The sequence below is a fragment of the Flavobacterium sp. Arc2 genome (assembly GCF_041431385.1).
Classification (GTDB): Bacteria; Bacteroidota; Bacteroidia; order Flavobacteriales; family Flavobacteriaceae; genus Flavobacterium.
The window spans coordinates 60,979-79,579 of record NZ_JASMRH010000016.1 but is presented as its reverse complement, the minus strand read 5'-3'; the positions used below and the strand labels follow the sequence as shown (position 1 = coordinate 79,579).

Genomic DNA, 18,601 nt, shown 5'->3' with positions numbered 1-18,601 from the left:
TTGTTAAAATACGGAATAAAAGAGGAGTGTTTGTACACCAAGTCTCAGGCACTCTCTTTTTAACCCAGGGATATTTATTAGTGTATCTGATGGGCAGAATTGTGTCTTGTTTTTAGTGTAACCAATTGCTTATTAGGTTTTTGTTGCTATCAATACTGATAGAAATCGGCATTGGTTTAAAATAATTTATATAGGTTATCAGGTCACCGCAATTTAGAAGATAGTAGTTTTGTTGTTTTTAAAATTAGAATTAGGTCTATTTTTAGGTGGATTTATGTTCTAATTTCTATTGCATAATGCAATAAGCTACTTGTTTTAATTTATTTAAAGTAATCATATGTGCCTTTAATTTACCTCTCTTTATAATACAGTAGTGTTGCAATCCAGTTGTGTATTGAAGTCTATTGCAGTATTTTTAATGTGTAACCAGAGGATATTAGTCAGTAAAAAATGGCTGTTTTTGTAGAATAACTGATAGGAAGAGAGATATTAGCTAAATCTCAAATATTAAAAAAGAGGATGTATAAAAAAAGCACCCGTTAAGAGTGCTTTTAGTATTTCTATTGTAGAGTAATTTAGTCTTGGTTTAATGTTTTTCTCCAGGTAAAAGAACCAAGAATGTGTCTTTTTGCGAATCTTCCAGGAGATGCTGCATTTACCATTTTTACATAAGTTGCTTTAGGTACACTGATGTACTCATAAACGCTACCGTTTGAAAAATTGATAATCAATCTACCTTCAACAAATTTGTAATCAGTAATTGTTGCAGTTGTAATTGTTTCTGTGTATTCAGGTAAGTTTAACTTTGTAGTTTCAGGATTGATACTTACTAAGAAGTGGTAGGCCTCAATTACTTGTTTACTTTTTTCTTCAGCTGCTTTTAATCCTGCCTCATCACCTTGAAATTTATCAGGATGACATTCCTTCATAGAATTACGGTAGATCGTTTTTAACTCTTTAAGCTCTGCAGTTTTTTCTACATTTAGCAGTTTGCGGTATTCAACTATTTTTTTCATAAATATGGTAACTACTTGTCTTTTAATATAAAATCAATATAATTTGATTTCAGAACCGACAAATTTTTTGCAAAAGTACACTTTTTTTTTAATTTTTAGTTTGAGACTAAAAAATATTCATAAAAAAGAGCGTACAACAGTTCTTAGTTTCTAAATAAATGGACTTTAAAACAATATTATTGTTGCGGTTTGTTGTTTGCTTTATCGAAGTTTTTAGATTTCTTAGGATACTTGTTATAGCTGATATCACTAGGGTTCTCTATGATCGACTTAATTGTAATATAATCTCCTAGAGTATGATTAGAACTCGCCATTTTATAATCTAAAAGATATTCACCACAAAAGAAATTGTTGTTTTCATCTTTTTCCATTATCCCGGTATAAACCCCTTTTTGTAACATTTTTTCTTGTGAAGACTTTGTCATAATCAATTTAATTTTATAAAGTTCTAATTTGCAAAGTTAATCAAATATTTAGTTCCCGCTGCCGCATTTTAGACTTTCTGACTACCTTTGTGCAATGCAAAAAATATTTCGCCCCAGTCCTAAATCTTTCAAGAACACTTTCTGTGTTTTTCAGGAGCTACCCATAAGCAGTCTCGAAGCGCTAACGGTGCAATATGCTAGTAAGTCAGGGAGTAACTATTACTACACTAAATTGGGTATGTATCGCCTGTCAAACCATTGGGGAAGATTAGCTAATAGTAAATGGAGATTAGAAGCTATGGAACCCGAATCTGACTCGAAAACTAAATTAGGTTTTGCGCCTTGGTCTCAATTTTATCCTGATAATGCGGTGGAGGAACTGTATTATTTAGAAATGAATTATGAGAAGAAAACGGTTAATTATCAGCATAAAAACAACCCTGATTATAATGGAAAAGCAATACTTCGTACCAGTTTTGAAACGACAAAAAAAATCAAGCAAATTAGAAATCTACTCAATTTGACTTCATGGGCTAAGTATTATGAATATGATGACTTAGATGTTTTGCGAAAAAAAATTATAGAGGAATTAATTTTCACGACTAAACCTTTAGAGGAAATTAAAAGAGATCTGATGGATACTACCTCTTGATTATTCTATGTTATTTTAATCGTTGGTAGCAATCAATTCGATATCGTTCTTAGTAATAGGTTTAGATAAATAGCCTAAAATTGCAGGATAGGTTTTTGATTTGTTCTTGTCTTCAATTGCAATCGAAGAACTTGAAATATAGACGTCAATGTTTTTGTTTAGTACAAGTTTCAGTTTTCCCAGTTCTTCCATAAATTCCCATCCGTCCATAACGGGCATATTGATATCCAAAAGAATGATATCTGGAAGTACTTCTTTGTTTTTAATTACATTAACCAAGGCTTCTAAACCGTCTTTACCGTCATGAAAAGAAGAAATAGTCGAGAATAAATCTGTTTTTTGGATAATCTTAGTAACGATGATTTGGTAAATTGAATCATCGTCTATGACCCATATTTTCTTTTTTGTCATCGAATATAAATTTTAAAAGTAGTACCTACGTTTGGCGTGCTTTCCACCGTAATATTTCCGTTCATAGCGTCAATTTGGTTTTTTGTAATAAATAATCCAATTCCTTTCGATTCCGGGTTATTACTGAATGTTTTGTACATCCCAAATATTTTGTCTGCATTTTTTACCATATCAATTCCAACTCCGTTGTCTGAAATTTGTAGTACATTCTTTTCTTCTTCAATTAACCATTTAATGTTAATAACGGGTGTCCTATCTGGGTGGCTGTACCGAATTGAGTTAGAAATAATGTTGTATAAAATACTCTCTAAATAGGCAGGATTGTAATTGACCTTTACATCATGAGGAATTTCGGCAAAAATAGTTACTTTTTTTGCAATTATTTGTTGAGAAAGCACTTTTTTTGTTGCCTCTAAATAGTAGTTTAAATTCAAAGATTCTGATATCAAACCGATATTATTCCTAATGTTTATAACCTCGTTTAAGTGTAGCATCGTTTCGTTTAACGAATTAGATACCGATTTTAATAGCAGTAACAACTCATTTTTTTCTTGCTCAGAATCAGAGGTTTCGATTAAGGACGTAATTGAAGCGATATTACTAGTATGAGATCTTAAATTATGAGACACGATATAAGAGAAGTTTAAAAGCCTTTTATTTTGTTCTGTAACGAGGTTAAAAGAATTCTTTAAATCTTTTTCTGCTTCTTTGTTCTTTGTAATGTCGATCATGATACCTCTTAAACCTACAGTTTTATCATTTTCATAAACAACACTTACAATATCTTTCAGCCAAACAATTGATCCGTTTTTAGCAATCATTCGATATTCAAAAGTATGATTTAAGTTCTGAGTTGTTTTCAAATTGCAATAGTTGACTGCCCATTCTCGATCCTCCGGATGAATATGGTCATTCCAAAAAGTACGACTCGCCAGCCACTCCTCTTGAGTATAACCTAATATTTCTTCTACTTTTTTACTGATAAAGGAAAATGAAAAGGTTGCAAGGTCACTTTCCCAAACAATTCCATCAATAGTATTAATTAGAGATTCTATTCTTTTTTGTGAATCAATAATATTTTTTTCAGCTGTTTTTCTTGCTGTAATATCTTCGGTTGAGATTATTACTCTTTCTAGAGAATCTTCATATCCTTTCATTACATTGTACATCAAATGTATGTCCCTGATCTCTCCATTTGGATTTTTTGTCTTGGCATCTATTTTAAATTGATTCTTGCCTAAGCAGATTGCCTCAATATTTTTGATAAAAGAAGGAATAGATTCTTCGGTAAAAATAATTGAAGAATCGTTAAGGATTTCAAACTTTGTTTTAGGGAAAAAATGAACAAGACATTCCGCATTAATATCAAGAATTTTAACCAAGGAGAAACAATTCCTCACTACTTCAGGATGTTTAAATAAATGAGTGGAAATTTTTTCAGGGTCTTCACCAATGAGTTTCAGATCTGAAAGGTATTTTTTAACTGCAGAATAATCTTCTTCCCATAGCTGAAGAGGAGAGTCATTAAATAGACTTTTAAAACGAATTTCACTTTTTTTAAGTAATTCTTCGGCTTCTTTTTTTAATGAAATATCTTCAACAATCGCAATGTGAGTGGATGGTTTCTCGCCAACACTCCAAAGGGGTGAAACGGTTAGATTAGTCCAGATAATTTTTCCGGATTTTGTTCTGTATCGTTTTTCCATTGAGTATTCTCTGATCGTTCCTTGTTTCAGTTTTTCTAAATTTGATAGATCTTGTTTCAGGTCGTGAGGATACGTGACGGATTGAAATGTTTTTTTTTGCAATTCCTGGGCTGAATATCCTAATAATTTACAATATTGATCATTGATTTCGAGAAAATAGCCGTCGATAGAGTCCATGTATGCGATACCCACAGCAGCTTGGTCAAATATCGATTTAAATTTTATTTCGCCATCAGAAAGGATAGCGGCCTGATTTTCGACTAAAAGTTGTAATTCGGCCGGTTTTTTCAGGATAATCGTTACCAAAAAACCAAATAATGCTGCTAATAGCAAACCAAAAATGGCTGGTATTACAATTTGGCCATATAGATAGTTTTGATGTTTAGAGGTAAGGTATATTTCCCAATCACCATCAGGTATACGAAACGATACGCTATAATTTTTTGAAAATTCGTTCTCTTTGGGCAGGTAGAAAACCTCTTTTTGAGTAACAGGGTCTACCTTTGAAAACTGAAAGTAATATTTAGAATGATTTATGCTATGTACCCCTGAATACTTCAAGAGGTCTTCTAGTTTAATGATAACTGCTGAAAACCCCCAAAATTTATTATTCTGGAATACAGGAAGACGCCCCACAATCCCAACACCACCTTGTTTCAAATTAAAGGGACCGGCGAAGAACATTTTCCGAGTCTGAATCGATTTTAACGCTTCTTTTCTAAGAGATACGGACTTCAAAATGTCTAAACCCATTGCGGCTTCGTTGCCTTTTGCAGGATAAGTATATTTAATGATTCCGTCTGGTACTAACTGAACTGCAGAGACAGTTGGATTAGAAGCTACTAATTTTTTTCCAATGGTGTCAAAATTTTCAGGAACACCCTCGTCATTTATAGTAAGCGCTAAGGAAAGTGTGGTTGTATAAGAGTTTTTAAGTGACTGTTCAATGTTTTGATGAATAGTTTCAAGCGTATATCTCATCGCGTGCTGTTCATCATCTTTAACTATTTTATATTGCTGAAAAGCGATGTATCCTACAAAAATGCTCAAGAATAGGAATGTAAAGAAGCCCGTTGTTTTTGGATTTGTTAAAAACCAATGGTAAAATTTTAATCTAGTATTTTCAGATTTCATTTATGCTATTTGAGGGATTGCGGGAATCTTGAATGACTTACAATTTTAATTATAAAAATTTTATAAATATATAAGAAATTACTGAAAACCGTAAATTTATAGATTATTAATTAACGTAATGAAAGATTAAATTTCCTGTTGGATCGTTGTTAGGACTAAAAATAAATTAATAAAATCAACTAAGATATGGTGTTGATTTTTCATGAACTAGTAAGTAAGGTTATTAAATCATTAAATTTATTTGGTTTAATGGGAATCAATTCGTTCTGGAGGATTGTTAATTTTTAATACAAATAGCAGAAAGGTTTTATTAAGCCATAGAAGCACAGTATGATTTCAATTAAAATGCCGAACTTTGCCTAATAATTCTAAAGTACAAGAATCTTCGATTTAAGATTAAAATTATTTTATTTTTAATAGTGATTAGCTAAAGTGCATGTTGCGTTAAGAATAGGTAGTATAGAAATAGATTGAAAAACAAATTATTATGAGCAGGAATAACGAAAAGAATATCAAAAAGCATAACGATAAGTTGCATAAAGCACAGGATAGGGTGAAAAATGCAGAGATTCTTCGCAAAGAAAAGTTAAAACAAATTGTGAAAAAATTCCACGATACTAAGAATTCAGATACTACTATTTAATTAAACAAAAAATGGAAAACGATAAATTTATCTTATTGAACAAAAATGTTCAGGAAATAATTGATTTGATTGCAATTAAAAATGCTAAAGAAGCGAACAACAAATTAGCGGAAGTAAGTGAGCAGTTAGATGATTTTCTTGATTTTTCTGATGAAGACGAGGATTTGATTGAAATCAGTAAATACCAAGTATTATTAAATCAATTGCACCAAAAGATAATAGCTCTTAATGGGCAGGCATAACAACCTCTATGACAACATTAAAATGCTATTGCGGTTCGCTAAAGAACTTTAGCCAATGTTGCGAAAGCTACATCAAAGGAGTTAAAAAAGCCCCTACAGCAGAAGCTTTGATGCGCTCGCGCTATTCTGCATATGCTACACAAAAAGCAGATTATTTAGTAGCAACGACTCATGTTTCTACGCGGAAGCACCATAAAAAAGAAGATATTTTAGAGTGGTCTCAAAGTAATGAATGGATTAAATTATCTGTTTTAGACGCGACTATAAATACGGTTACTTTTAAAGCATTTTATCTTGATAGCACACTTCATGCACAAATTCATCATGAACATTCTACTTTTAAATTAGAAGACGGAAGTTGGTTTTATGTTGATGGAGAATTTTATTAGTACCACGTAATCGCGTGAGTGATTGCAGCGGAAATCCTCCCGTTTTTTTCGGGAGATTGAGAGCGTAAAGCACGACCCTTGTGGTCACGCCAAAATTAAATTTATAGTACGATTAGTTTCTAACTATACCAGTAGAACCTGTTGTATTAGGTGTTAATTCATAAACTGTATTAGGGATAATGTTAGGTTCAATTCGATGAGAAACGTATAAAATCGCCATATTTGTTTCTTGCGATAAAAGGGTAATGAGTTGTGCCACCATGGCAACATTTTCATCATCTAACCCTTCTACAGCCTCATCTAAAATTAATAAAGGAGGATGTTTTAGTACGGCACGCACAATGAGCGCAAGTCTTTGTTGGCCTATTGAAAGTGTTTTAAAAGGTTTGTTTTTAAGTAGACTTAAATGGATTAACTCAAGCCATTGCGAAACTATATTTTTTTGTAAAACTGTGGGTTGTGTGTACAAGCCGATGGAGTCAAAAAAACCAGATAAAACCATTTGTTCGAGACTGTCATTTTTTTGAAATAAATCAGTCATGGCGGTCGAAAAGTAACCAATATTCTTTTTTATATCCCAGATGTTTTCTCCGCTACCTTTTTTCATGCCAAAAAGATATAAATCCTGTCCGTAGCCCTTTGTATTGTCTCCCGTTATTAAAGAGAGCAAGGTGCTTTTTCCAGATCCATTAGGACCCAGTAAATGCCAGAAATCTCCTTTTTTAATAGTCCAATTAATATTATTTAAAATTGGTTTTTCGTGGTAGCTTACGCAAAGATTATTCATTTTTATTAGAACCTCTTCAGAAAAAATGATGGGGTCAAGAGGTGGTGGGATGCTATTCGCTTTAAATAAATCTTGCGCTTTAATTATTGGCTTTATTTCGTTCAAGACAAATGAATTGTCTTTGATGTGCGCTTTTTTTACTTGAAAAGGAACTAAATCGCTTTGACGATTTACTAATAGAATCAATTGCGTTTTTTGAGCTAATTCCTGTAATATAATTGTAATCGTATTTCTAGATTTTTGATCTAAATGGTCTAGTGGATTGTCAACGATAATATAATCAGGTTCTTGGTCGATGCAATAGTTCAAAAAAACTTTTTTTCGTTCGCCAGATGAAAAAGTCCTTAGCTTTCTTGGGGTCTCAAATGAAGTTTCGACTGTATCATATTGATATTCTTTTTTAATGAAGTTGTCAATGGCTATGTCTGAAAAAAGGATTCCTTTTTTAGTGTTAAAAGTACTTAGCTCTGTGCGGGATGCTCCAGAAAGAATGGTTTCTATAAATGCATTTTTATCGACTTGATTGGATAGAAAGATTCCCCAATGTTCTAATGGTTCCATTATTGATTTTTTTAAAACGATAAAATTAAACTTATTTATTTTCGTACCACCTGATTCGAAAGGAATGTGATAACAAACTCTTTTTTTAACTAAAAATTAATAATCGTTTGCCAAGACACTGTTTCAAAATGATGTAATTTTAAAGTCTATGAAAAATGATACTAAAAAAGGTTTCTACTTCAAGCAATATGAGGCGCCAAATCAGTCTCCGTTTGATAAACTCTTTGGAATTTTCAAGGAATTAATCACACATACTTCAGGAGATTTTGACGAAGCAATTGACTGGTTGCGGGAATTAGACAAAGAATATAAACTCACAGATGAACACTATACCATCGATGATTTTATAGAAGATTTAAAGAAAAAAGGATACATCAGAGATGAACTAAAGGACGATGGAACTTCAGGTATTGGAATAACGGCGAAAACAGAACGTGCCATCAGGCAGCAAGCTTTAGACCAGATTTTCGGAAATTTGAAGCGGTCTGGAAGCGGAAATCACAAAACAAAACATTCCGGGAATGGAGATGAGCATACGGGAGAATTTAGGGAGTTTCATTTTGGCGACGGCCTGGAACGAATTTCCCTGACTGAGAGTTTACGTAATGCCCAAATCAATAACGGAGTAGAAGACTTTATGCTCACCGAAAATGATTTGGTTGTCGAGGACACCCAGTATAAATCCCAAATGAGTACCGTACTGATGATCGACATCAGTCACAGTATGATTTTGTATGGTGAAGACCGAATCACACCCGCCAAAAAAGTGGCTATGGCGCTAGCGGAACTAATTACGACACGCTATCCAAAAGACACTTTAGATATTTTGGTTTTTGGAAATGATGCTTGGACTATCGCCATTAAAGATTTACCGTACTTAAAAGTAGGTCCTTTTCACACTAATACCGTGGCGGGATTGCAACTGGCAATGGATTTACTGAGAAGAAAGCGAAATACCAACAAACAAATTTTTATGATCACAGACGGTAAGCCGAGTTGTGTTCGTGAGAAAGATGGTAGCTATTATATGAATAGTAATGGGCTGGACGAATATATTGTAGATAAATGCTACAGTCAGGCACAACAAGCCAGAAAGCTGCATATTCCAATAACAACATTTATGATTGCAAACGATCCGTATTTACAGCAATTTGTCAATAAGTTTACAGAAGCTAATCAAGGAAAAGCCTTTTATACGGGACTGAAAGGTCTTGGTGAAATGATCTTCGAAGATTATGAGACGAATCGTAAAAAGAGAATTAAGTAGTATTCAGTGTTCAGTTTTTAATGTTCAGTCGAGCAGTGAAATAAAGAGGATAGCAATAAATACTTAACGTCTTTTGTTTTTAAATATAATGAGTTACCGTAAGAAATTAGAATAACGACTTCCCGCACTTAGCGGTTAATTAAATAAAAAAAATGAAAATAGAAAATATAAATACATTAGGGGAGTTAAAAGCTTCAGGATATCAAAGTAAAAGTATAAAAGAAGAATTACGTACTAATCTAAGAGAGAAAATAAAATCAGGAAAGCCAACTTTTGAGGGTGTTCACGGTTTTGAAAACACGGTAATTCCTGAGTTAGAACGTGCTATATTATCGCGTCACAACATCAATCTATTGGGGCTTCGTGGTCAAGCAAAAACTCGTTTAGCGAGAAAAATGATTGAATTGCTGGATGAGTATATTCCATTTGTGACTGGTTCAGAGATTAATGATGATCCGCTAAAGCCTATTTCGCGTTATTCCAAAGATTTAATTGCAATAAACGGAGATGCTACCGCTATTTCATGGTTGCACAGAAGTGATCGTTTCTTTGAAAAATTAGCTACACCAGATGTAACTGTTGCCGATTTGATAGGTGATATTGATCCTATTAAAGCCGCTAATTTAAAACTGTCTTATGCTGATGATCGTGTGATTCATTTTGGGATGATTCCACGTGCTAATCGTTGTATTTTTGTGATTAACGAATTACCAGATTTACAAGCCAGAATCCAAGTGGCATTGTTTAATATTTTGCAGGAAGGTGATATTCAAATTAGAGGATTCAAATTGAGAATGCCGCTAGATATGCAATTTGTATTCACTGCAAATCCAGAAGATTATACTAACAGAGGGAATATTGTAACTCCGTTGAAAGATAGAATTGGATCTCAAATATTGACACATTATCCTGAAACGGTACAAATCGCCCGTACTATTACAGAACAAGAAGCGAAGCTGGACGTTGCTCAGAGCGATATGGTTCATGTTCCTTCTCTGGCCAAAGATTTATTAGAACAAATTAGTTTTGAAGCTAGAGAAAGTGAATATATTGACAATAAAAGTGGGGTAAGTGCCCGTATGAGTATAACTGCTTATGAAAACTTATTAAGTACGGCAGAGCGTCGCTCGCTAAAAGCTGGAGTAGACAAAACCACCTTGCGTTTATCTGACTTTATGGGAATTATTCCATCGATAACAGGTAAGGTTGAGTTGGTTTATGAAGGAGAGCAGGAGGGAGCAGCATTTGTAGCGCAAAACCTTATTGGATCAGCAATTCATACGTTTTTCCCAGGTTATTTCCCGAAAATTGAAAAACTAGAGAAACCAGATGAAAAAACGGCCTATACGGATTTAATCGAATGGTTTTTTGCAGAAAGCGGTTTTGAATTATTAGATGACGCTACAGATGAGGAATACCAGAGAATTCTAGGATCAATAGTTCCTTTGGAAATATTGGTTAAGAAATACCAACCCCAATTAGAAAAAGAAGACAAATTTTTCATGAAAGAATTTATTTTGTGGGCCATGGTAGAATATAAAAAACTGAGCAAAGACAGGATAACTGATGGTTACCAGTTCAAAGATATGTATGGAAGTTATATCAGTAAATTATAATCACTAATATAGCATTTATAAAATTGCAAAAAGGATTCAGATTCAGTTCTGGATCCTTTTTTTTATGTACTTCGTAATGATTATTAAGTTTAGTAAATACCTATTGCTATTTATTTTTAATCTACCTTGCTACGTTGGCATCACTTTCGGTCAATGAAATACAATGGAAAATAGCTTTGAAGCTTTAATTACCTCCTATATCGAGAATAAAGTAGGTATCTCTGAACATTTTTTAAGCAACGACTTGGCCAATAGCTTAAAGCAAAATTTACTCGCCTTAAATCAACAAAATTTATTAATTGTCGCTGGAACTGGAAACTCAGAAGTTATTGCTTATGATAGCGCTGTGCGAAGCGATTCTATTTATTGGTTGGATAAAAAACACAATAACGAATTTGAAAATGCTTTTTTTGTTCAAATTGAAGCTTTTATAGCCTACCTAAATGAAAGTTGTTTCACTGGAATTACAGGCTATGAATTTCATTATTCCTTATATGAAAAGGGCGATTTTTACTTGGAACATTATGATCAATTTCACAATAATCCAAGTCGGAAATATTCGATGATTAGTTATTTAAATAGTAATTGGCAACCGGCTGATGGCGGGGAATTGTTAATTCACCAAGATAATAATAACCAGAAAATTGCACCGACGCAGGGAAAAACTGTTTTCTTTAAAAGCGATGAGCTGCTTCATGAAGTTTTAGTTACTCAAAATACCCGTATGAGTATTACAGGTTGGTTAAAATGTGATTGATGTTTAAAACAGTTTTAGTAATTGAGACGCAGATTAAATAGATTTCCGCACCTAATATAAAAATGCGGAGAACCTTTAAATCTGCTTTATCTGTGTGTTATTTTCTAATGTACTGCTTATGTATCCCACTTTATTATATTTTAAATCAATAGGACGGTTTGCATGTCAGTTATAGCAACAGGTTATTAATGAATTGTTTCAAGTTGTAAATACAATCTGTCCGATTCATTTTGTAGTTGGCTTATTTGACTTTTTATGTTTTGGAGATCATTTTGCAACAAGCTCATTTCTTCTAGTTTTTCATTTTCAGATCGAAAGAATGTGAATTTTTCGGCATCTGTAAAATCCTTTTGTGTGTTTTCGAACTGATTTTTATTGTCAATAAGTAAGGCCTTAATTTCAGTAATACGACTGTTAATAGAATCTCTTCTTCTCAGGTTATTATTTTCTAATGCTATTCTTTTTTTTATTTCGTCTTGTATTCGTTGTTCGTTAAATTCGTTTTGTTCCAGTGTGATTTTTTCGTTACTGAATTCTGTTTGTTTATTTTTTAAATCTAATTCGCTTCGTTTATTATTTTGAATAACATTAAGCACAAGGACAGCTGCGAATATGGATAAAAATAAAAGCGTCAAAAAAAAGTGACTTTTCTTTAATCCTAAAATTGTTGTAGACTTTTTTATGGGCTCAATTTCTGGAGAAGGAATTGATCGCTTTATCGTTGGAGGAACTACTGCGAAAAAAGTTTTAAGTTCCTCTATATCCTGAGCGTTTTTCCATTCGTTCATACCTTGGTACCAAACTAAAGAGGCTTTATTTAAGTCTTGTTTTTTTAATTCTTCTAGGGTAAAAGGACCACCATTTTCCTTGCCATTATTGATGTAGTAGCTTCTCATAAATTGCAAATATTTGCTGTGCTTTAATAGAGTGTAATATTACAAAAAAATGTATTTTGTTTGTGTTGAAAACAGTAGTTTGTTTTGTTCTAGTTAGATTTTATAATTTTCCATATACTCTTGAAACAAAAAATCCGTTGAGGAATGCGGCTGAATCAATATGACTTTGAAGAAGAACGCCTCTGTGCTTGCCTTCTAGTAGTAATTGAGCGGCTTGCGCCAAAGGAGCTGCGGTAGTGGTTTGAATTGCTCTTAGTAGATGATTTCCTATTTTTTGAGGAAGTATGGTTTTGGCTATTTCTCGACGGCGTAAAACACCTTCAATATCTCTGCCTTGTATGGCGGCATACAATACAATTTGGTCGTCCTCAATATGTGGAATTACCTCTTGCATTTTGTATTGTAGTTCTTTAATTTTAGATGCGGCAACATCTATTTTTTTAATTTGCTTTTCAATCCATGCGTAATGACCGGGGTAGCGTAGCGTTTTATAATCAAGTCTGCACACTTTTCCAGATAAGGCATGAGGTAAATCAGCAGCACCACCAGAGGTAAGGTCTTCTTCATAAGTAATGCCGTCAATAATAATTTCAGCTCTTTCTGATAAGGAGGGAAGCGTGGTTTTTACGTAATCTCTAAGTACGACGGTAGCTTTTAGATATTCGGTGGCCACACCTACGGGACTCCAAGTAAATCCGTAGTAATGCGGTGCTACAGCATGTTTTGTTAAAGCACCTACTTTGAATTCTAAAGTGTGAACAGAGTTGACTTTGTAGTCATTACAAAATTTTCGGAATAATTCATGGGCTAATAAATTAATATATCCAGGTGCTAAGCCAGTTTGTAGTAGAAAACCAGTATCGGCATTTTTAGACAAAGCTATAATTTCTTCCGTCTCGGCCACATACTCGGTAAGGTTAGCATAGTGAAGTTTGAAGTCTTTTGCAAATTGAGCAATTCTTGGTGATGCACTACCTGGGAGACAATCGAGAATGATGTCCCCCTGTTGAAAGATGGCAATCATTTCCTCAGTTAATTCTTTTTCGTCAAGATTAAAAGCTTTGATAGTGCAGGGTTTTGTTGTTCCTTCCTCAACCCATTTAGCTACTTTTTTAGCTTTTAAAAAACTCCTATCACCTATATAAAGAGTAGGAGTGACATCACTCCATTCGGCTAAAATTAAACTAACTGCCTCAGCAATACCTCCTGCACCTGCAATAATAATATTGAAATGTTTTTTCATATACTAAAGTTAATAAAATTTATATAAACAATTGATTTTTAATTAATTAAATATTTAGTGGTTTAAAATTAGGTACTGTTGTTCCTCTCAATTTATTTGCTAGAACTATTTTTGGCCACGTCCCGCAACCTCGGGATAACAAAATAGTACCGATTAATTAATGATAATTAGTCAAATCCACCTAAATTTTAATATGGTAGACTTGGTTTTTTTGTAATAAAAAACGTGGTATTGTTTTCAAATAACCCAACTATGATGTCTCGATTTAATAATACTCAAAACCTACCAATCTATCAAAAAGCAGATGGGGTCTTTACTTAAGATAATGATTGTAGTCAAGACACTAAAGAATTAATTCGAGCAGATACAATGTTTACGTCCTGCCTAGGATAGTAACGGAAAGCCCGTAAGGGAAGGAGCACTAAATAAAACAAAACCCAAAACAGCGACCGTAGGAAGCTCGTTTTGTGTTTATGTTTTTAAGTGCGATGCCCGCGGACTTGTAGTGAAAAGCCTAAAATGGCAGCATACTTATTATTTATACGATAAATTAAGAATTCATGAAAAAAAAGTGATGTCAGGATCTTAATGTGTAATTTTTAGAAGGAATTATTAATTTTCAGTTTCATAATTAGCTGGTAGTTAAATAATTCACTATTTTGAGTGACAATTCTATAAAATCTAAAGGGGGTATTGTAATAGGATTCAGCAGGGGTGGGGGTAATTTTATTACTAAAAAAAATAGTGCTACAATGATATAAAAGTAGCTATTAGCCAGAATGTATAACCTAATAGGAAAGTGACTAGAATAAAAAACAATAACTATGTTTAAAGTAGGACAAAATGTAAGACAAGAGTTTGGATTTCAAATTATGGAAATAATTGATTTTGAACTTGGCTTAGTTGAAAACGTGATTATGCAGTGGGAGGATGATTTAGGAAATAGATTAATAGGAAAATTTAGTGAGTCACAACTTACCAATGCTGATAATGTTGCCAATGTAAATAGTAATGCACAGCAGTAAATTATATTAAGCACTAAAGTGGTTGATTTAAAGATAATAATTTTTTATAAAAAATATAATGAATAAAACGATAATAGTTTCTAATAGATTACCAGTAGATTTAAAATATGATGAAGACAAGTTAGTTGTAAAATCAAGTTCGGGTGGTTTAGCTACTGGAATGAAATCTGTTCATAGAGAGGGCAACGGGATATGGATAGGTTGGTCAGGTTTGGCTAACGAAGATATGAGCGATTTGCAAAAAGCGGAAGTTGATGCTGCTTTGGCCAAAGAAAAATGTGTACAAGTCCCGCTTACTAATAGTGATATTGATAATTATTATTATGGTTTTAGTAATACTGCCTTATGGCCGTTATTTCATTATTTTCAAGCGTATACTGAATTTGAATTAAATCACTGGGAATCGTATGTTGAAGTGAATCAAAAATTTGCCGATGTTGTTTTAGAAAGCGTTAATGATGGTGACACGGTTTGGGTTCACGATTATCAATTATTGCTGCTTCCTGAGATGCTTAGGGAAAAGAATCCTACATTGACTATTGGATTCTTTTTACACATTCCATATCCATCTTATGAGCTTTTTAGAACTTGTCCGTGGCGAAATGAATTGCTTCAAGGAATGCTTGGTGCTGATTTAATTGGTTTTCATACTTATGATTACGCCCGACATTTTCTAAGTTCAGTAGGTCGTATAAAAGATGTTGAAATAAACTTTAATGAGATTTCATATGGTAACCGAATCATAAAAGTAGATTCTTTTCCCATGGGAATTGATTATAATCGCTATCATAATGCTGCATTGGAACATGATAAATATCCCGAAGATTCTAAGTCGGAATTAATGAAAAGCATCGATTTTCATAACAGATCGAATGATGAAAGTAAGTTGATTTTGTCTATTGACAGAATGGATTATACGAAGGGAATCCCTAATAGAATAAAATCTTTTGAATATTTTTTAAATAAATATCCGGAATATAAAGGAAAAGTACGATTGGTAATGTTAGCAGTACCTTCGAGAGAAAATGTTGCCCAATACCAACTATTAAAAAGAGAAACAGATGAACTTGTAGGAAGGATTAATGGTGATCTATCTACTATTAGTTGGACTCCTATCTGGTACTTCTACAGATCATTGCCTTTTGACGAGTTAATCGATTTGTATGTTTCTTCAGATGTGGCAATGGTAACGCCAGTTAGGGACGGAATGAATTTAGTTGCGAAAGAATATGTGGCTAGTCGAACAAAAGAAAATGGAGTCTTGATATTGAGTGAAATGGCTGGTGCAGCCAAGGAAATGCATGAGGCATTGATTGTAAACCCGAATAATTTTGATCAAATAGCGGATTGTCTTAAAGAAGCATTAGAGATGCCAGCAGAGGAACAAAAAACGAGATTAGAAGCGCTACAAAAAAGAATTTCTAGATACGATGTAGAACGATGGGCAGGAGAATTCTTAAAAGCGCTTAAAGTGGCAAAGGAAGCTGTTCCAATACAAGTTGCAAAAAAGCTTACGCCAAATAAAATTGAAGAAATTGGGCTACATTATAAAACGGCTACTAAAAAATTACTTTTACTGGATTACGATGGTACCTTGGTAGGTTTTAAAAATAATCCAATCGACGCTAGCCCAAGTCAAGAGTTATATGACTTATTAGACAAAATTAATCGTGACGAAAATACTGAAGTAGCCATAATTAGTGGGCGAGATCGTAAAACACTCGAAGGTTGGTTTGGTAGTAAAAGCTACACTTTGGTTACAGATCATGGGGCATGGTTACGAAAAATAGGAGAGGATTGGGTCGCTTTAGATCATTTAAAATCACAATGGAAAGAAAATATTAGACCAGTACTGGAAGCTTTTACAGATAGCACCCCAGGAGCGTTAATAGAGGAGAAAGAATATTCGTTGGCTTGGCATTATCGAAAAGCAGATGCTGAAATGGCGGCTTTGAGAACGATGGAATTGAAACATGTTTTAAAAAGTTTGTTATTCAATAATAGTCTTTCTGTTCTTGATGGAAATAAAGTGCTGGAAGTAAAAAACAGCAATATCAATAAGGGTCGCGCTGCTACGAGTCTTATTTCGAATACAAAGTATGATTTTATATTTGCTATGGGAGATGACTGGACAGATGAGTTTATGTTTGAAGAACTTCCTGAAAGTGCTTACACGGTAAAAGTTGGAAATGTAAAAACAGTAGCCAACTATTTCATTAAAGACAATACAGAAGTTCTTGGTCTTTTAGATAATATAACCTCATTATAATTTATAACAGCAGTTAATTCTGCATTTAGATTGTTTAAATAATAAGAAGCGTTTTTAAAATCACATTTAATTGATGGTTTTAAAAACGCTTTCTTAGATTTTAATAGCCGTTAAAAAGGGGAACTATTTATTATAAAACTATAATTCCTAAACGAAATACGATAAGGATTTATACAAACAATCATGCTAAATTTACTTTAATTGTTTAAAGTGACTGATTGTGCACAGACTAGAAACTAAATTATCAAAAATTGATAATAATCCGCAACAGACGGCTAAATTAGTCGGTTTACGTTATTTTATAAATTCGTCAAGAGGGTTTTACCGTTTTAAAAAGGGGAAAGGATTTTTTTATAAAGATGAAAATGATGTCCCAATTCATGATGGAGAATTGTTAACCCGATTCAAAACATTAGTACTTCCTCCAGCTTGGGAAAAAGTATGGATTTCGCCTTGTGAGAATTCACATTTGCAAGCAACTGGAATTGATACTAAAGGAAGTAAACAATACCGTTATCACGCTAATTGGAATAGAATACGAAATCAATCTAAATTTTATCGCTTACGCCAATTTGCGAAGGCATTACCAAAAATTAGAGTACAAGTAGAAAAAGATTTGAATAAAAAAGGAATGCCTTATGAAAAGGTGATTGCTCTAGTTATTAGATTGATTGAAGTAACCAATATTAGAATAGGAAATGAAGCATATAAAAAGTTATACGGTTCTTTTGGGCTTACTACATTACTCGATAAACATGCAAAAATTAGTAAAGGACTAATCTCTTTTGAGTTCAAAGGAAAAAAAGGGGTGAAGCACAACATTACTTTAAAAGACAAGCGATTAATGCGCTTGGTAAAAAGATGTCGTGATATTCCTGGACAAGAACTTTTTCAATATCATGATGATAATGGCAACCATCATACTGTAGGCTCTGGAGATATTAATAGTTATCTGAAAGAATGTACTTCATTAGATTTTACGGCTAAAGATTTTAGATGCTGGTCAGGGAGTTTAAATGTTTTAAGCAGCTTTTTACAACAACAGAAACCATTATCAGCAACTGATTGTAAGAAAAAAATTGTAGTTGTTTTAGATTCAGTTTTAGAAAAACTAGGCAATACGCGAACTGTTTGTAAAAAGTATTATGTGCATCCCACAGTTATTGCATCCTTTGAAAGTGGAGCCATTTGGAAATACCAACCTCGTAAAAGCATGTCAAAGGGAAAATTAAATGTCGAAGAAAAAGCACTAAGCAAGCTTTTATCAACGGAGAAAATTGCTGAAGTATTAGTTTAACAAATAATCATTTGTGAACGTTTTTAAGTGCTTATTTAATTTGCAATACAATTAAAAGATAAAAGTAATTGTTGTATCATTTCTATTAGAACAAAAGGAATAAAAAAACTTGTGTTTTAACGATTACAATTATGGAAATAGTAGGAATGAAGCCTGATTATAACTCAATAAATTCTAAAATTGATGTTTTTACAGCATTAAAAAAACCGCAATTAGAAATAAATTGCGGTTTACTATTTTACTCAAATTAGCGTTTTTGAAACGA

Annotated in this window: 17 protein-coding genes; 10 read left to right on the top strand and 7 right to left on the bottom strand. The window is 33.1% G+C overall.

Features of this window, described 5'->3' with window-relative positions:
- Positions 1-575 precede the first annotated feature (575 nt).
- Both QO182_RS12415 and QO182_RS12410 read right to left on the bottom strand, forming a co-directional pair.
- Positions 576-1,016 carry a KTSC domain-containing protein gene (locus QO182_RS12415; protein ID WP_371561924.1) on the bottom strand — a complete coding sequence of 147 codons (441 nt, stop codon included), beginning with the start codon at positions 1,014-1,016 and terminating at the stop codon, positions 576-578.
- 176 nt (positions 1,017-1,192) lie between these two features.
- Positions 1,193-1,441, bottom strand: a complete 249-nt coding sequence (locus QO182_RS12410) for a hypothetical protein (RefSeq protein ID WP_371538450.1) — start codon at positions 1,439-1,441, stop codon at positions 1,193-1,195.
- A 94-nt stretch (positions 1,442-1,535) separates the two neighbouring features.
- On the opposite strand from QO182_RS12410, the gene QO182_RS12405 reads away from it, so the two are divergent.
- Positions 1,536-2,093: a hypothetical protein gene (locus QO182_RS12405; RefSeq protein WP_371561922.1), complete on the top strand. Its 558-nt coding sequence runs from the start codon at positions 1,536-1,538 to the stop codon at positions 2,091-2,093.
- Positions 2,094-2,108: 15 nt separating this feature from the next.
- Here the strand turns inward: QO182_RS12405 and QO182_RS12400 are convergent, their stop codons facing one another.
- Positions 2,109-2,504, bottom strand: coding sequence for a response regulator (locus QO182_RS12400; RefSeq protein ID WP_371561920.1), 396 nt, complete (start codon positions 2,502-2,504; stop codon positions 2,109-2,111).
- Positions 2,501-5,344: a PAS domain S-box protein gene (locus QO182_RS12395; protein ID WP_371561918.1), complete on the bottom strand. Its 2,844-nt coding sequence runs from the start codon at positions 5,342-5,344 to the stop codon at positions 2,501-2,503. Before QO182_RS12395 ends, QO182_RS12400 begins: the two co-directional genes overlap by 4 nt.
- A gap of 487 nt (positions 5,345-5,831) precedes the next feature.
- Between QO182_RS12395 and QO182_RS12390 the strand changes: the two genes are divergently transcribed.
- From QO182_RS12390 to QO182_RS12380, 3 genes are read left to right on the top strand one after another with little or no spacing between them, the layout of a single operon-like run.
- Positions 5,832-5,987 (top strand): hypothetical protein, encoded by a 156-nt coding sequence (locus QO182_RS12390; protein WP_371538456.1) that lies wholly within the window; start codon positions 5,832-5,834, stop codon positions 5,985-5,987.
- 11 nt (positions 5,988-5,998) lie between these two features.
- Positions 5,999-6,229 carry a hypothetical protein gene (locus tag QO182_RS12385; protein WP_371538457.1) on the top strand — a complete coding sequence of 77 codons (231 nt, stop codon included), beginning with the start codon at positions 5,999-6,001 and terminating at the stop codon, positions 6,227-6,229.
- Positions 6,230-6,237: 8 nt separating this feature from the next.
- Complete coding sequence (locus QO182_RS12380) at positions 6,238-6,618, top strand: YchJ family protein (RefSeq protein WP_371538458.1); 381 nt, start codon at positions 6,238-6,240, stop codon at positions 6,616-6,618.
- 112 nt (positions 6,619-6,730) lie between these two features.
- On the opposite strand, the gene QO182_RS12375 is transcribed toward QO182_RS12380, so the two are convergent.
- The gene (locus tag QO182_RS12375; RefSeq protein WP_371561917.1) at positions 6,731-7,966 is read right to left on the bottom strand and encodes an ATP-binding cassette domain-containing protein; all 1,236 of its coding nucleotides are present in this window, start codon (positions 7,964-7,966) and stop codon (positions 6,731-6,733) included.
- A gap of 148 nt (positions 7,967-8,114) precedes the next feature.
- Here QO182_RS12375 and QO182_RS12370 point away from each other — a divergent pair, with 148 nt between their 5' ends.
- The 3 genes from QO182_RS12370 (at position 8,115) to QO182_RS12360 (ending at position 11,606) form a co-directional block, all read left to right on the top strand.
- Entirely contained in the window at positions 8,115-9,233 is a 1,119-nt protein-coding gene (locus tag QO182_RS12370; RefSeq protein WP_371538461.1) for a VWA domain-containing protein, read from the top strand.
- A 152-nt stretch (positions 9,234-9,385) separates the two neighbouring features.
- Entirely contained in the window at positions 9,386-10,849 is a 1,464-nt protein-coding gene (locus tag QO182_RS12365) for an AAA family ATPase (RefSeq protein ID WP_371561916.1), read from the top strand.
- Positions 10,850-11,012: 163 nt separating this feature from the next.
- Positions 11,013-11,606 (top strand): 2OG-Fe(II) oxygenase, encoded by a 594-nt coding sequence (locus tag QO182_RS12360; protein WP_371538465.1) that lies wholly within the window; start codon positions 11,013-11,015, stop codon positions 11,604-11,606.
- Between the two features lie 185 nt (positions 11,607-11,791).
- Here QO182_RS12360 and QO182_RS12355 read toward each other — a convergent pair whose 3' ends face one another.
- Entirely contained in the window at positions 11,792-12,502 is a 711-nt protein-coding gene (locus tag QO182_RS12355; RefSeq protein ID WP_371561913.1) for a DUF4339 domain-containing protein, read from the bottom strand.
- A 100-nt stretch (positions 12,503-12,602) separates the two neighbouring features.
- Positions 12,603-13,745: a saccharopine dehydrogenase family protein gene (locus QO182_RS12350; RefSeq protein ID WP_371561912.1), complete on the bottom strand. Its 1,143-nt coding sequence runs from the start codon at positions 13,743-13,745 to the stop codon at positions 12,603-12,605.
- Between the two features lie 824 nt (positions 13,746-14,569).
- Between QO182_RS12350 and QO182_RS12345 the strand changes: the two genes are divergently transcribed.
- The 3 genes from QO182_RS12345 (at position 14,570) to QO182_RS12335 (ending at position 18,336) form a co-directional block, all read left to right on the top strand.
- Entirely contained in the window at positions 14,570-14,770 is a 201-nt protein-coding gene (locus QO182_RS12345) for a hypothetical protein (RefSeq protein ID WP_371561910.1), read from the top strand.
- A gap of 58 nt (positions 14,771-14,828) precedes the next feature.
- A complete protein-coding gene (locus QO182_RS12340; protein WP_371561909.1) occupies positions 14,829-17,039 on the top strand; it encodes a bifunctional alpha,alpha-trehalose-phosphate synthase (UDP-forming)/trehalose-phosphatase in 2,211 nt (736 codons plus the stop codon).
- 220 nt (positions 17,040-17,259) lie between these two features.
- Entirely contained in the window at positions 17,260-18,336 is a 1,077-nt protein-coding gene (locus QO182_RS12335) for a DNA topoisomerase IB (protein WP_371561907.1), read from the top strand.
- Positions 18,337-18,601: the final 265 nt, after the last annotated feature.

Bases quoted from the DNA above. Each gene is read 5' to 3' on its own strand.
- QO182_RS12390 (WP_371538456.1), top strand. From the start codon at position 5,832: ATGAGCAGGAATAACGAAAAGAATATCAAAAAGCATAACGATAAGTTG.
- QO182_RS12380 (WP_371538458.1), top strand. From the start codon at position 6,238: ATGACAACATTAAAATGCTATTGCGGTTCGCTAAAGAACTTTAGCCAA.
- QO182_RS12355 (WP_371561913.1), bottom strand. From the start codon at position 12,502: ATGAGAAGCTACTACATCAATAATGGCAAGGAAAATGGTGGTCCTTTT.
- QO182_RS12370 (WP_371538461.1), top strand. From the start codon at position 8,115: ATGAAAAATGATACTAAAAAAGGTTTCTACTTCAAGCAATATGAGGCG.
- QO182_RS12345 (WP_371561910.1), top strand. From the start codon at position 14,570: ATGTTTAAAGTAGGACAAAATGTAAGACAAGAGTTTGGATTTCAAATT.
- QO182_RS12405 (WP_371561922.1), top strand. From the start codon at position 1,536: ATGCAAAAAATATTTCGCCCCAGTCCTAAATCTTTCAAGAACACTTTC.
- QO182_RS12360 (WP_371538465.1), top strand. From the start codon at position 11,013: ATGGAAAATAGCTTTGAAGCTTTAATTACCTCCTATATCGAGAATAAA.
- QO182_RS12350 (WP_371561912.1), bottom strand. From the start codon at position 13,745: ATGAAAAAACATTTCAATATTATTATTGCAGGTGCAGGAGGTATTGCT.
- QO182_RS12375 (WP_371561917.1), bottom strand. From the start codon at position 7,966: ATGGAACCATTAGAACATTGGGGAATCTTTCTATCCAATCAAGTCGAT.
- QO182_RS12410 (WP_371538450.1), bottom strand. From the start codon at position 1,441: ATGACAAAGTCTTCACAAGAAAAAATGTTACAAAAAGGGGTTTATACC.
- QO182_RS12340 (WP_371561909.1), top strand. From the start codon at position 14,829: ATGAATAAAACGATAATAGTTTCTAATAGATTACCAGTAGATTTAAAA.
- QO182_RS12365 (WP_371561916.1), top strand. From the start codon at position 9,386: ATGAAAATAGAAAATATAAATACATTAGGGGAGTTAAAAGCTTCAGGA.
- QO182_RS12395 (WP_371561918.1), bottom strand. From the start codon at position 5,344: ATGAAATCTGAAAATACTAGATTAAAATTTTACCATTGGTTTTTAACA.
- QO182_RS12415 (WP_371561924.1), bottom strand. From the start codon at position 1,016: ATGAAAAAAATAGTTGAATACCGCAAACTGCTAAATGTAGAAAAAACT.
- QO182_RS12400 (WP_371561920.1), bottom strand. From the start codon at position 2,504: ATGACAAAAAAGAAAATATGGGTCATAGACGATGATTCAATTTACCAA.
- QO182_RS12385 (WP_371538457.1), top strand. From the start codon at position 5,999: ATGGAAAACGATAAATTTATCTTATTGAACAAAAATGTTCAGGAAATA.